The 12,612-nt window shown below is 37.6% G+C and carries 14 protein-coding genes and 1 pseudogene; 8 read left to right on the top strand and 7 right to left on the bottom strand.

The genetic code is table 11. The annotated features are described in order from the left end of the window. The first annotated feature begins 121 nt into the window (after nt 1-121). From H6F39_RS05760 to H6F39_RS05740, 5 genes and pseudogenes are all read left to right on the top strand, one after another. Nucleotides 122-700, top strand: a complete 579-nt coding sequence (locus tag H6F39_RS05760) for a hypothetical protein (protein WP_137908556.1) — start codon at nt 122-124, stop codon at nt 698-700. A gap of 240 nt (nt 701-940) precedes the next feature. After that, the gene (locus H6F39_RS21100) at nt 941-1,054 is read left to right on the top strand and encodes an element excision factor XisI family protein (RefSeq protein WP_168358610.1); all 114 of its coding nucleotides are present in this window, start codon (nt 941-943) and stop codon (nt 1,052-1,054) included. Between the two features lie 144 nt (nt 1,055-1,198). Next, the gene (locus H6F39_RS05750) at nt 1,199-1,429 is read left to right on the top strand and encodes a hypothetical protein (protein WP_137908557.1); all 231 of its coding nucleotides are present in this window, start codon (nt 1,199-1,201) and stop codon (nt 1,427-1,429) included. 71 nt (nt 1,430-1,500) lie between these two features. Beyond that, nucleotides 1,501-1,764 carry a type II toxin-antitoxin system RelE/ParE family toxin gene (locus H6F39_RS05745; protein WP_137908558.1) on the top strand — a complete coding sequence of 88 codons (264 nt, stop codon included), beginning with the start codon at nt 1,501-1,503 and terminating at the stop codon, nt 1,762-1,764. Nucleotides 1,765-2,072: 308 nt separating this feature from the next. Further along, a pseudogene (locus H6F39_RS05740) lies at nt 2,073-2,268 on the top strand (element excision factor XisI family protein); the annotation flags it as partial. Here the strand turns inward: H6F39_RS05740 and H6F39_RS05735 are convergent. The 7 genes from H6F39_RS05735 to H6F39_RS05705 form a co-directional block, all read right to left on the bottom strand. Continuing rightward, nucleotides 2,263-2,502: a hypothetical protein gene (locus H6F39_RS05735; RefSeq protein WP_190396366.1), complete on the bottom strand. Its 240-nt coding sequence runs from the start codon at nt 2,500-2,502 to the stop codon at nt 2,263-2,265. The pseudogene H6F39_RS05740 and the gene H6F39_RS05735 overlap by 6 nt on opposite strands. 204 nt (nt 2,503-2,706) lie before the next feature. After that, complete coding sequence (locus tag H6F39_RS05730; protein WP_190396365.1) at nt 2,707-3,087, bottom strand: hypothetical protein; 381 nt, start codon at nt 3,085-3,087, stop codon at nt 2,707-2,709. A gap of 465 nt (nt 3,088-3,552) precedes the next feature. After that, nucleotides 3,553-3,843 carry a type II toxin-antitoxin system RelE/ParE family toxin gene (locus tag H6F39_RS05725; protein ID WP_137908560.1) on the bottom strand — a complete coding sequence of 97 codons (291 nt, stop codon included), beginning with the start codon at nt 3,841-3,843 and terminating at the stop codon, nt 3,553-3,555. Nucleotides 3,844-3,845: 2 nt separating this feature from the next. After that, nucleotides 3,846-4,106: a type II toxin-antitoxin system ParD family antitoxin gene (locus H6F39_RS05720; protein WP_137908561.1), complete on the bottom strand. Its 261-nt coding sequence runs from the start codon at nt 4,104-4,106 to the stop codon at nt 3,846-3,848. 578 nt (nt 4,107-4,684) lie between these two features. After that, the gene (locus H6F39_RS05715; RefSeq protein WP_190396364.1) at nt 4,685-6,769 is read right to left on the bottom strand and encodes an NAD(P)H-quinone oxidoreductase subunit 5; all 2,085 of its coding nucleotides are present in this window, start codon (nt 6,767-6,769) and stop codon (nt 4,685-4,687) included. Nucleotides 6,770-7,051: 282 nt separating this feature from the next. Next, nucleotides 7,052-7,459 (bottom strand): co-chaperone YbbN, encoded by a 408-nt coding sequence (locus tag H6F39_RS05710; RefSeq protein ID WP_137908563.1) that lies wholly within the window; start codon nt 7,457-7,459, stop codon nt 7,052-7,054. 449 nt (nt 7,460-7,908) lie between these two features. Then, the gene (locus tag H6F39_RS05705) at nt 7,909-8,625 is read right to left on the bottom strand and encodes an NnrU family protein (RefSeq protein WP_190371573.1); all 717 of its coding nucleotides are present in this window, start codon (nt 8,623-8,625) and stop codon (nt 7,909-7,911) included. 242 nt (nt 8,626-8,867) lie between these two features. Here H6F39_RS05705 and H6F39_RS05700 point away from each other — a divergent pair, with 242 nt between their 5' ends. The 3 genes from H6F39_RS05700 to H6F39_RS05690 all read left to right on the top strand — a co-directional run bounded on the left by H6F39_RS05700 (nt 8,868) and on the right by H6F39_RS05690 (nt 12,450). Then, complete coding sequence (locus H6F39_RS05700; protein WP_137908565.1) at nt 8,868-9,881, top strand: LysR family transcriptional regulator; 1,014 nt, start codon at nt 8,868-8,870, stop codon at nt 9,879-9,881. A gap of 148 nt (nt 9,882-10,029) precedes the next feature. Further along, a complete protein-coding gene (locus tag H6F39_RS05695) occupies nt 10,030-11,409 on the top strand; it encodes a serine/threonine-protein kinase (protein WP_137908566.1) in 1,380 nt (459 codons plus the stop codon). 33 nt (nt 11,410-11,442) lie between these two features. Continuing rightward, nucleotides 11,443-12,450, top strand: coding sequence for a PstS family phosphate ABC transporter substrate-binding protein (locus tag H6F39_RS05690; RefSeq protein ID WP_190396363.1), 1,008 nt, complete (start codon nt 11,443-11,445; stop codon nt 12,448-12,450). Nucleotides 12,451-12,612: the final 162 nt, after the last annotated feature.

Here is a 12,612-nt window from a genome sequence, read left to right as displayed (position 1 = left end):
TTGTATTCTAGGAGAATTTTGTTATCTGCGGGATCTAGATAGAGGACTTAAGCAAATGTCATATTAAATATCTAGAAATATCTAGGGTGCGTCAAACTGGGTAAATACTATCAACAAACAGATGAATCACAAAACTACATTACTAACTTTTGCGCCTGTGACTATCACATTTTTTTCTGTCACACTCGGAACAGTCATTGCACAGACAAAACTCACCAGTCAAGCCAAAGTAACTGTCAATAGTATGGGTCCAGTAAAAATAGGGATGAATCTTCCTGAAGCTGCTGCTGCGGCTAATACTCGTTTATCTGTTAGCTATGCTGGAAGTGATAGTTGTTACTATCTACAAACGGAAGGAGAACTCAAAGGTGTGTCATTTATGGTGACAAAAGATGATGTTAAGAGTCGTCTCCAATATGTTACCAGCGATGTTATTGCCAGAGTAGATGTAAATAATCCCAAAATAACTACTGTTTCTGGTGCAAAAATTGGTGATACAGAAGCGCGAATTAAATCACTTTACCCTGGACAAATTAAAGTTACACCCCATAAATATACAAAGGGATATTATTTAACTTTTATTCCCAAAAATAAAGCCGAACAAAACTATCGCATTGTTTTTGAAACTGATGGTCAGCGTGTAACTAGGTATAGAGCGGGTAAACTACCAGAAGTGGAATATGTAGAGGGATGCAGTTAAGTTGATTTTTAGTAAAATAGACAATTCTATTATGTCATCTCCAGCAATTACCACTGTAATTAAGAGGATTTACAGGATTTTTTATGAATATTTATCTGAGAATATTTCAGGTTTTAAAGATGAGTTTTTTCTTCATCTTGATATGGCTACGCCACGCTACGCTATCAGACAGTAGACAGTAGCGTGTGTTAGCAAAGCGTAACGCACCAAAATTTATTAAATTTAATCTCATGAATTAATGTGAGTTACGTTTATGGGACAATTATTCATGTAGATATTAGAGATGAAAAAATTTGGATTCAGAGAGATTGTACAATCCCTTGGTTCTCTCGCCTTGAGAACAGCAGAAACTAAAATATTAGTATCAATAATAACCTTCATTCTCCACTCTGATAAGCATTTTCAGGATGTTTCCCCGCATAGTGGAATATGTTGAGGGATGCAGTTAAGTTTATATTTAGTAAAATAGACTGGTAAGGTTTAAAAGGAAATTAGATTATGTCATCTCCAGCAATTACCACCGTAGTTAAAATGATGGAATCTTTATCTGAAGATGTACAAGACAGAATTGCAGAACATCTGAGAGAATATTTGGCAGATTTGCAAGATGAACTTAAATGGGATAATTCATTTAAGAAAACTCAAGAAAAATTGATTGCATCTGCTCAACGTGCTAAAAGAGAGATTGCGGAAGGACTTGCAAAACCAATGGACTATGACAAGTTATAAATTCAGGATTTATATCTGGCTTCAGAAAAGACTAGATTTGGTGTATATACCATTAGAGGTTATCAACACCTATGAAGTCAGCAACCCTTCCTTCTTTTTGGGATGAATATCAGTCTCTTGACAAGCAAGTTAGACAGAGTGCGAGAAAAGCTTATCGGTTATGGAGAGAAAATCCTTTTTATCCGTCTTTGCATTTCAAATGTATAAATAACCAGGAAAATATTTGGTCTGTCAGGATAAATCTCAATTATCGAGCAATTGGGGTTTTGGATGGTGATACAGTTACATGGTTTTGGATTGGTAGTCATGACGATTATGAAAATTTCTTTTCATAATCAGAATCAGGATACTCAGGATTTTCTGTGAATAATTATCTAGGGATATTTCAGGTTTTAAAGATGAGTTTTTTCTTCATCCTAAAAATGCTTAATTGTCTGAATCAGGATACCCAGGATTAGAGGATTTACAGGATTTTTTATGAATATTTATCTGGGAATATTCCAGGTTTTAAAGATGAGTTTTTTCTTCATCTTGATATGGCTACGCCACGCTACGCTATCAGACAGTAGACAGTAGCGTGTGTTAGCAAAGCGTAACGCACTAAAATTAATTAAATTTAATCTCATGAATTAATGTGAGTTACGTTTATGGGACAATTATTCATGTAGATATTAGAGATGGAAAAATTTGGATTCAGAGAGATTTTACTGAGGAAGGGGTAGCTAGTGAGTTGGTAGAATTGGGAGTACCAAACGGATATTGTTTTAGGTTTTAAGCCACCTTATATGAGACAGTTTACTGATTTTGTATCTATCATCATACTTTTGAAAATATTATAGATATTGTTGTAAATAGTCTATATAATCTTGGCATCTATCCATACAAGGACTTCTTAAGTATTGATAGTCATATTCATATTCTATAAAAAGTGGATATGTTTCTATATCTTCTATATCTTCTAACCCAGATATGTTTAAATATTCTACATACCTCTCTAAATCCTTCTCTAAATCCCCCTTTTCTAATTCTAAATTCTTAATATAGGCATCTTTTTGAGCAATCTGCTTTTGCAATTCATTCGGATAAATATTATTGTTGTTACTTATCTCATTTAATCGTGATTCTTTATCATTAAGATTTATTTCTAGCTGTTTAATTCTTTGAATATTTTGATTATTTTCAATTTCTAACTTTTGGATATCATTATCTTTTTGAGCAATCTGGAATTGTATATTTTCTAGATAACTATGATTATTACTAACTTCAAATGTATTCCGTTACAATTCTAAATCTCTTATTTTCTCAGTGAGAGATTGAATTTGCCCTTCTAATTGTTGAACGCGATTATTCAAATTAATTTTTTCTTGTGTAAGTAATTTACAATTAGATTGCTGGGTAATAATATTGGCTTCTAATAACGAGATATTTTGTAAATTTCCAGCTTTTTCTATTTCTAAAGTTTGAATATAAGCATCTTTCTGAATTATTAAAGATTGCAGATTATTTGATTCATGTTGAATCGGCTCTAACTCAATATTATGATCTGATTTAGACTGTAGTAACTGGTTTTTATTATTTCTAAATAATAATCTTATAATTAAGATTATCGCTATTAAAATGCTAATGATATACAGCAAGTAGCTTTGAGTGAGGTACACATTATGCGGGCAAGACTTGTACTGAGATTGGTCGAAGTATGCCCGCCCACAAAAGTTTTATCATTAATATCTGTACTTCATAATACCGGAAACTGCCGTATATCATACAAATACCTCTTTAATCACTAATTAGGTAAAGTTAACTTTGTAAAGATGTGTAAAAATAAGTAACCATTATTGAAGTTCATGAAGAATCATAAACTATTCGCTATCAGTAGGACTGACATAGCTTATTTAAGCTTGTTTACTCAATATATCATAATATATGATACTTCTTTTAGTTTGCGTCTTTGCGCGAAACAAAAAATATTCATAACCCGGCGAATATAATTCGCGTCTGCACAGACAAAACCCGCCGAGTTCAAAAATCTTGCTTTTAGTCCACTCAGGTGGACTTAGTTTGTATAGCCGCGTTCGCGTAGCGTGCTGGAAGCATCTTTCTAATTGCCAGGGCTTCTCAATTATTCATTGAAACAAAGACTCCAAATCTCGATAACCACTAACTACACGGACAATTTCAATTCCACCATTAATAACTCGATAAAGAATCACGTAACCATCTAAAGGAACACCCCGCAAATCAAACCTAATATTTTCATAGCTACGCCCCATATTAGGGAAATTAGCTAAATACTGACACCTCTTTTCAAACTCATCAACAAAACGCTCTCCAGCATCAATATTTCTAGTAACAAAATAATCAATAATTTCTGATAAATCACGACTAGCTTCTGGAGAAATCATAAGTATTTTCATCCTTATCTCTCTCTCGCTTGACGCAACTTATCCCGCAATTGTGAAATCACAACTTCCCCATTAATACCTTCACCTCTATCTAATTGTTCAATAGCAACATCCACCTTTTCCCGTGTTTCTTCCACCCAATTCTGATAACCCTTATCCCACTCCAAAAGCAATTTTAACGCCTTACTAATTACATCTTCAGGATTTGTATATCTACCTGTGGCAATTTGCGCTTGAATAATTTGCTCTAATTCCGGTTTAATTTGGATATTCATAATTTTACCTTTTTATACTAATTGCTCAAAATCTGGAAGAGAAAAACCTTTCCACTTTCAACATTAAATAATCAGCACTCACTCGTAGAGATTTCAACAATAACCTATCAGATTCACTTAATTGATTATTTTGATTTTTTTCTAATAGTTGAAAATGTAATTCTTGCTGACTTTGGTGGAATTTGACTTTGAGCAATATTTAATAATTCCTCAATTGTTAACTCTTGCATAGCTATTAATTCTCCTTATAATTTCAGATGTGCATACTTTTGGTAATGAATAATATTTCAGATTTTATTGATTTTCAAGAGATTCAGATTGAGAATTGGTTTGTTTAGATTATAAATATTTTTTGTCTGAATCAGGATGCCCAGGATTAGAGGATTAATAGGATTTTATATGAATATTTATCTGGAAATATTCCAGATTTTAAAGATTAGTTTTTTTCTTCATCCTGTACATCCTTAAATCCTGGATATCCTGATTCAGACAGTAGGGTGTCATTAACTCCGTGTCCTCTGCGCCTGGAGTGGTTCGTTAAAAACAATCCAGGGGCGGACAAACCGCCCCCATTAAAATCAGGTAACACCAAAAACAATCACCAAGCCCAAAACAGCCCCAAAAACGATCAAGGCATAGAATTGAACCCGACCATTTTCCAAGTATTTCAAACCTTCACCACTGACAAGAGTAAAGAAACCCGTGAGATTAACAGCACCGTCAACAACGCGGAAATCAACTTCCATCACTTGTCTAGCCACACGACGCAAACCGAGAACAAAAACACGATGATAAATATCATCAAAGTACCATTTATTCAAGGATAAATCATAGAGTGGTTGAATTTTAGAAGCGATCGCACTAGGATCAATTTTGCGAGCCAAATACATCAGCACTGCTAAAGTAATCCCAATCACAGAAACCGCCACAGAACTACCAGCCATCACATAAAATTCATGGGGGTCAAATTCCGCAGCCTTTTCCAGAACTTCGGCTAAAGTTTCGCTAGGGGGAAAGATAAACTGCTCAAAATAATTGGCATAGGGAGTACCCACCAAACCAATTAACATAGAAGGAATAGCCAAAACCACCAAAGGTAAACTCATAGTCCAAGGAGACTCATGGGGAGAATGGCTGTGTCCGTGGGAGTCATGGGAATGACTATCTAATTCTCCCTTTTTCATCGCCCCAGGACCGAAATTAGGAGCTAATTCTGCTGTACCTGATTTTTGTGCCAAAGCAGCAGCGGCATTTTTGAGTTTTACCTTGATTTTCTCATCATTACCCCGGAATTTACCTTCAAATGTTGAGAAATACATTCTAAACATATAAAAAGCTGTAATTCCTGCTGTCACCCAACCAATAAACCACAGGAAGGGGTTAGCAGCAAAGGCCGCGCCCAAAATTTCATCTTTTGACCAAAAACCGGCAAAGGGAGGAATCCCTGCAATGGCCAGGCAGCCAATCAAAAATGTGAAACCCGTCACGGGCATATATTTCCGCAGTCCGCCCATTAAGCGCATATCTTGCGCTAGTACGGGGTCATGACCAACAACTGCTTCCATACCATGAATTACCGAACCAGAACCCAAGAATAGCATCGCTTTAAAATAAGCGTGAGTCATCAGGTGGAATAAACCGGCGCTATAAGCACCCACACCCATGGCCATCACCATGTAACCGAGTTGGGAAATGGTGGAATAAGCCAAACCCTTTTTAATGTCATTTTGGGTAATGGCGATAGTTGCCCCTAAAAACGCCGTCAATGCGCCAGTAAAAGCAATTACGTTCATTGCTGCTGGCACATTTTCAAATACTGGATACATCCGGGCAATGAGGAATACACCCGCTGCTACCATTGTCGCTGCATGGATGAGGGCAGAAATGGGAGTAGGACCTTCCATTGCGTCTGGTAGCCAGACATGGAGTGGGAATTGGGCCGATTTAGCAACAGGTCCAAGGAAGACTAAAATCGCCAACACAATGGCGAGGAAATTGCTAATAGAGCCAGTTTCTACTAGGTTTGATAGGCGATCGCCCATGACCATAAAATCAAAGCTTCCTGTCGCCCAGAACAGCCCCAAAATGCCTAATAATAAGCCGAAGTCACCGACCCGGTTTGTAACAAATGCTTTTTGGCAGGCCTCTGCTGCGGCTTTGCGGTCATACCAAAAGCCCACTAGGAGGTAGGAACACATCCCCACCAATTCCCAGAAAATGTAAACTTGTACCAGGTTGGGGCTGACCACCAAACCTAACATGGAAGAGCCAAATAAGCTGAGATAGGCATAAAACCGCACATAACCGGGGTCATGAGCCATGTAGCCATCGGTGTAAATCATCACCAAAACTGCTACTGTGGTGACAATTACCAGCATTAAGGCTGTAAGGTGGTCAATAGTGTAGCCCATAGTCAGGTGAAAATTTCCTGCTGCTGCCCATTCCAGGGTGCGGAGGTAAGGTGCATGGCCTTGAATTTGACTCCACAGCAAGGCCGACGACAGAACCATAGAAGCTCCCATAAGGGAGATAATGACTACAGCATTTAATTGTCGCAGGCGGTTTGTCACCTGATTGATCGAGATTAGCCCTAGACCGACTAGCATTGCTCCCAAGAGAGGTAATACTGGAATCAGCCAGGCATACTGATAGATTAATTCCATCACTAACGCCTACTTTTAGAATTCTGTACAAACAAAGGGTGAGTTAACTGAAGAATCAGAACTGTTAGTAATTGTGACATAGACCCTTGAGGATAAAATACCCCACCTGATACCCTTTGAGTGGGGTGTTAAGCATGGTTTTAGATTTGGGACTCACCAAGCACCAAATCAATTAAAATAGCTTACTGAGCCTACTGTAATGCTTACGCCTCTAAAATAGCCTAACAGTCAGCCTTGGGGCTATAAAATTTCTAAAAACTTCTGCTTTTTGTCTTTTGTCACTTACTTTTTAATTGCACTTAATTGTACATCGTTGTATTTTAATTCGGCTGTTTTTATGCCAGTGTCAGTTTTATTAGTGATTTTGTAAGTAAGTTGAATTGCTTCTAAGGCTTGACGTAAATCGTCTCTACCACAAAAACCTTCTAAGCGTTGCTTGACTATTCCTTTTTCAATTAGCAGTAAAGTCGGTAGGGATTTGAGGCGATAGGTATTAGACAACTTGAAATTTTGATCAGCGTTGACTCCGGCCAACTTAATTTCATCACCACATTGGGTTTGAAATTGCAATAAAAGCGGGTGAATAACGCGACATAGAGCGCACCAGGGCGCTTCAAAATAAACTAAAACGGGAACTGGAGATGCCAAAACTTCTTGATTAAATGTCCGTTCACTGACCGAAAACACCATGATGCCTCTTGGAATATAAGGTTTTTATATGAAAACAAAAACAATGGTCAGTAGCAGCAATTGGTAAGTCATTAAAAGAACATCTGATTTTTAGATTTTTCTGTGAACAAATAAACCACCGTGAATGTCGCGCTGGCTGTTCTCAATGTTCAAATCCTGATTGCTATTGACTACTACTGCCTTATAAGACTTTGACAATGCTGATAGCGTATATTGCTGTAGTTCATACATTGCTGTTTATTTCCCGTTTTTACCAAGGTAGAAAGCTACTTATTGTTTACGGGGATAAATTCTGCCTGAGACTGAGGAACAAATCCTTTTTTCCACCTTAGTGAAAAACAGTCTCATGATAGATGCTGAAATTTATCCTACATTGTTTTGGTAGCAAGTGATGATCACAAAATTTTATTAAATTTATATTTTTTGTTAATCTTGGGGATCAGACGAAACTACCACATTATCCTACTTGTTGCCACGAATAACAAGGGGTGAGACCACCATAATAAACCAGTAAAAATGGCAACTCCTAAATAAGCAGGACGCAGAAATTCCTGCCAGTTTAAAGATTGACGGCCATCAATAATTGCTTGAAAGGGAATAATAGAAGTCCGCTGCTTGAGAAGTGCAAAAGCTTCTCCATAGCGTTGACTTAAACGCCGATCTCCATGCCATACTCCAAAAAGGTGATGTAGTATCAGACCTATTGAAGTAACAAGAGTGAAGCTAGTACCTAACCAGAGAGTATGGGCTACACACCAAATTACCTGTCCCACCATTTGCGGGTGACGGGTAATACGGATAATCCCGGTTTCATAAAGATGAACTTGGGGCTTTTGAATAGCGGCAATTTCTAGTAAATTGAAGGTAGCCGGATATAAAAACAAAAAAGATACAGCAGATAATATCCAAACTAATGTTCCTACCCCCGGAATACCTTGCACCTGCCAAAGTTGCCATCCATCATAACGATGATTAAAAAAGTAAACAATTAATAGCACGGCTAAGGGTAAGCTGATTAATGCGAATAAAATGCGATAAAGCCGCGGTCCAATGTATTTTTCAGCCCAAGGACGCATAGCAGCACCTCCACTATGGGCAATTGCAAAAACTAATTGTAACCCCAGTATGACAAAATGACTGGGAGTAAACCAAGAATTGGGCATGATAGATAAAACTCAATTTAAGATTCTCAAAAACGAAAGAAGTTACTATTTATGGGTAAACATTGGGTAAACATCTTGAATTTTAACAGATTATACACGACAGGATTTCTGTCAATATGTTGTGGTAAGTGTTTTAGTTAGTTCTTTAAATTTAACTATTGCCTAAATTATGACTAGTCGCAAAGCTACTCACCCCGATTTATTTTTCCAGCTACTCATACATCCAAATTTCTGGGTTAAGCCTTATGTCTGACCTTCCTTTTACATTAGATCAGTTACGTATTCTCAAAGCTATCGCCCAAGAAGGGAGTTTTAAACGGGCTGCTGATAGTCTTTATGTCTCCCAACCGGCTGTCAGTTTGCAAGTTCAAAACCTGGAAAGGCAATTGGATGTTCCCATATTTGACAGGGGAGGCCGTCGCGCTCAATTAACAGAGGCGGGACATCTACTCCTGAGTTATGGGGAAAAAATCCTCAGTTTATGTCAGGAAACCTGCCGCGCTATTGAGGACTTGCAAAATCTTCAAGGTGGTACATTAATTGTCGGCGCGTCCCAAACCACTGGTACTTATCTTTTACCGAAAATGATCGGCTTATTCCGACAAAAGTATCCAGATGTGGCTGTGCAATTGCACGTCCATTCTACCAGACGCACCGCTTGGAGTGTTGCCAATGGCCAGATTGATCTGGCGATCATTGGTGGGGAAATTCCCGCTGAATTGGGGGAGTCTTTAAAAACTATTCCTTATGCTGAGGATGAATTGGCACTCATTTTACCCACGTCCCATCCCTTTGCTAAATTAGAAACAATCCAAAAAGAAGACCTATATAAACTACAATTCATTGCTCTCGACTCCCAATCAACCATCCGCAAAGTTATTGACCAGGTGCTGGCACGTTGTAATATTGACACCAGGCGGTTTAAGTTGGAAATGGAACTTAATTCCATAGAAGCGATTAAAAATGCCGTCCAGTCTGGCTTAGGTGCTGCCTTTGTCTCTACTTCTGCCATTGCTAAAGAATTACAAATGGGTGTTCTCCATCATGCACCAATCCAGGACGTTGTAGTCAAGCGTACACTTTGGTTAATATTTAACCCTAGCCGTTATAGATCCAAAGCAGCAGAGGCTTTTAGTCAGGAGATATTACCTGAATTTGCTAACCCAGTTTGGATTCAGGATATGTTAAAGTTAACACAAATGGATCTAGTCGTAAATACATTAGACCTAGCGGCACCAAACCCTACTGATGGCAGTTAAAAGATTCCAGTATCATTAGATTAATTGCTAATGACTACTGGACTAAATCGGACTTAATTTATTAATTTGATACTGCATAAATACCTAAATTACAGTAATTATCCAGTTTAAATGCGTAACAGCTTAATCACCACTGACTAAAGATAATATGCAAGTCCACTGCACTCGTCCCCACTGTCAACGTCCCGAAAATCACTTTACTGATTTAGATGATATTCACACCTTAAAAACAGTACAACAGAAATATTGTATTACCTGCGGTATGCCGCTGATTTTACGTGACCGATATTTGCCAATTAAACTTTTGGGTCAGGGGGGTTTTGGTGCGGCTTTTTTAGCAATTGACCGCGATACTCCCAGTTTGCGTCAATGTGTGATTAAACAATTTCAGCCCAGCATTAATTTAACAGAAGAAGCCTTAGAAAAAGCCAAAATTCTCTTTGCACAAGAAGCAGAAGTTTTAGAAGCAATAGGTAATGAACATCCGCAAATACCTAATTTATTTGCTTTTTTTACGATTACAGTTCCTAGTTTACAAAGCTTACAAATAAATAAACCGCAGCAGTTTTTTTATTTAGTTCAGCAATATATTCATGGACAAACTTTAGAGGAAGAATTAATTCAACAGGGTAATTTTTCTGAACAAAAAGTTATGGAAATACTCAAAGAAATTCTCCCAGTTCTCCAGTTTATTCATGACAGAAATATTATCCATAGAGATATTAAACCTTCCAATATTATGCGTTGTCGTGATGGTAAGCTCTTTTTGCTAGATTTCGGTGCAGTTAAATTAATTGCTAATGCGTCCCCTAGTTCTACAGGCATTTATTCTTTAGGATTTGCACCTCCAGAACAAATGAACAGTAGTCAAGTATTTCCATCTACGGATTTGTATGCCTTAGCTGTTACTCTATTAACGTTACTGACAGGTCAAGAAAGGAGTAAGCTATTTAACGCTTATACAAATCAATGGCAATGGCGGGCGCAAATCACCCTGAAACCGCGACTGGCAGATATTTTAGATAAAATGCTCCTACCTGCTGCTAGTGAGCGTTTTCAGTCAGCACAGGCGGTGCTAGAGGCTCTTTTTCCTCCTTCGGTTGCACCAACAACATCATCACAATTCCCAACTCAACCACCTCACCCACAACCAATTCAGCCTCAAGTATCAAATCAACCAACTTTTACTATTTGGGAATTATTATCTGGGGCTGCTTTTAGTGGGTTTGAAGGGGCATTAATTGCGATCGCTTTTTTCAGTTTATCCAAAAATATTATCATCACTTTTCTAATTTCTATTGTGATTTTGAGTGGTTTAATTTTCGCTCAAACTAGACGCTGGCTGGAAAAATTTGATTTGCTAATTATCCCCGCAATCAGTTTGACAATTATATTTTTTATCCCTTATTTACGAGGTGATATTGGCATTGAGCAAATAATTATTTTAGCTGTGGCTGCGGCGTTAATTTCAATGATATCAACAACCTTATTTAAGCTCATTTATAAACTATTATCTTCCCTGCTTTAGAAAAAATATCCTTAACCCCAAAACCACAAACTTATGTCTCCCAAAAAAGAAACTCTTCCCCTGCTTCTATATTTGATTGCTACCATTAGTTTAATGTTGGTTGGTTCATCGTTTATCATTTTTATAATTAGTTCCGAGATAACATCTACTTCTCCCAGTTCAGTAACTAGTTGCAACGTCTCTAATCTTCCCCAAGGGATTTTTAGTTATGGTGGTAGTACCACCTGGGCTACTCTTCGTAAAGACGTAGATTCTGTACTACAAAAAATTTGTCCTCAGTTTGTTTTACGTTACATACAACCACTTTTTAAAGACCCAGGTTCGGGAACTGGGATTCAAATGTTGATAGATAATCAACTAGCTTTTATTCAATCTTCCCGCTCCATTAAATTAGAAGAAACCAGCCAAGCGCAACAAAAAGGATTCAGGTTAAAAGAAATTATCGTAGCAATTGATGCTATTGCGATCGCAGTTAATCATAACTTAAATATCCCCGGATTAACCACTGCCCAGATTAAAGATATTTACACTGGTAAAGTTACTAACTGGCAAAAATTAGGTGGTGCAAATTTACCTATTATTCCCTTATCCCGCAGTCAAGAAGCTGGTGGTACAGTGGATTTTTTTATTGAATATGTTCTTAATAAAGATAAATTTGGTAACAATGTTAATTACATTCCTACAACCACAGAAGCCCTGAGAAAAATAGCCAATACTCCGGGGGGAATTTATTACGGTTCCGCTCCTGAAATCGTCCCGCAATGTACCATTAAATCCCTACCAATTGGACGAACAAACGGGCAATTTGTCACACCTTATCAACAACCAGAAATAGCTCAGTCTCAATGTCTAAATCAGCGTAACCAGTTGAACACTGAGAATTTTCGCAATGGAAATTACCCAATCACCCGCAACTTATTTGTGATTATCAAACAAAATGGTCAATCAGATCAACAAGCTGGAGAAGCTTATGCAAATTGGTTATTAACATCTCAAGGTCAAGAACTGATTGAAAAAGCTGGGTTTGTAAAAATCAAATGACCTTTATACCCGACCCTAAATCTTGTGGTGCGGGCATCTTGCCCGCTATAATTATCCAAATCTTGCCGGCTATAATTATCCAAATCTTGCCCGCTATAATTATCCAAATCTTGCCGGCTATAATTATCCAAATCTTGCCCGCTATAATTATCCAAATTTAAT

It is taken from the genome of Dolichospermum sp. FACHB-1250, from assembly GCF_014696335.1.
Classification (GTDB): domain Bacteria; phylum Cyanobacteriota; class Cyanobacteriia; order Cyanobacteriales; family Nostocaceae; genus Dolichospermum; species Dolichospermum planctonicum.
This window is presented reverse-complemented; position numbering and strand designations above follow the sequence as displayed.

Coding starts and splice junctions, on each gene's coding strand:
- H6F39_RS05760 (WP_137908556.1), top strand. CDS start 122: ATGAATCACAAAACTACATTACTAACTTTTGCGCCTGTGACTATCACA.
- H6F39_RS05750 (WP_137908557.1), top strand. CDS start 1,199: ATGTCATCTCCAGCAATTACCACCGTAGTTAAAATGATGGAATCTTTA.
- H6F39_RS05745 (WP_137908558.1), top strand. CDS start 1,501: ATGAAGTCAGCAACCCTTCCTTCTTTTTGGGATGAATATCAGTCTCTT.
- H6F39_RS05725 (WP_137908560.1), bottom strand. CDS start 3,843: ATGAAAATACTTATGATTTCTCCAGAAGCTAGTCGTGATTTATCAGAA.
- H6F39_RS05720 (WP_137908561.1), bottom strand. CDS start 4,106: ATGAATATCCAAATTAAACCGGAATTAGAGCAAATTATTCAAGCGCAA.
- H6F39_RS05715 (WP_190396364.1), bottom strand. CDS start 6,769: ATGGAATTAATCTATCAGTATGCCTGGCTGATTCCAGTATTACCTCTC.
- H6F39_RS05710 (WP_137908563.1), bottom strand. CDS start 7,459: ATGGTGTTTTCGGTCAGTGAACGGACATTTAATCAAGAAGTTTTGGCA.
- H6F39_RS05700 (WP_137908565.1), top strand. CDS start 8,868: ATGTCTGACCTTCCTTTTACATTAGATCAGTTACGTATTCTCAAAGCT.
- H6F39_RS05695 (WP_137908566.1), top strand. CDS start 10,030: ATGCAAGTCCACTGCACTCGTCCCCACTGTCAACGTCCCGAAAATCAC.
- H6F39_RS05690 (WP_190396363.1), top strand. CDS start 11,443: ATGTCTCCCAAAAAAGAAACTCTTCCCCTGCTTCTATATTTGATTGCT.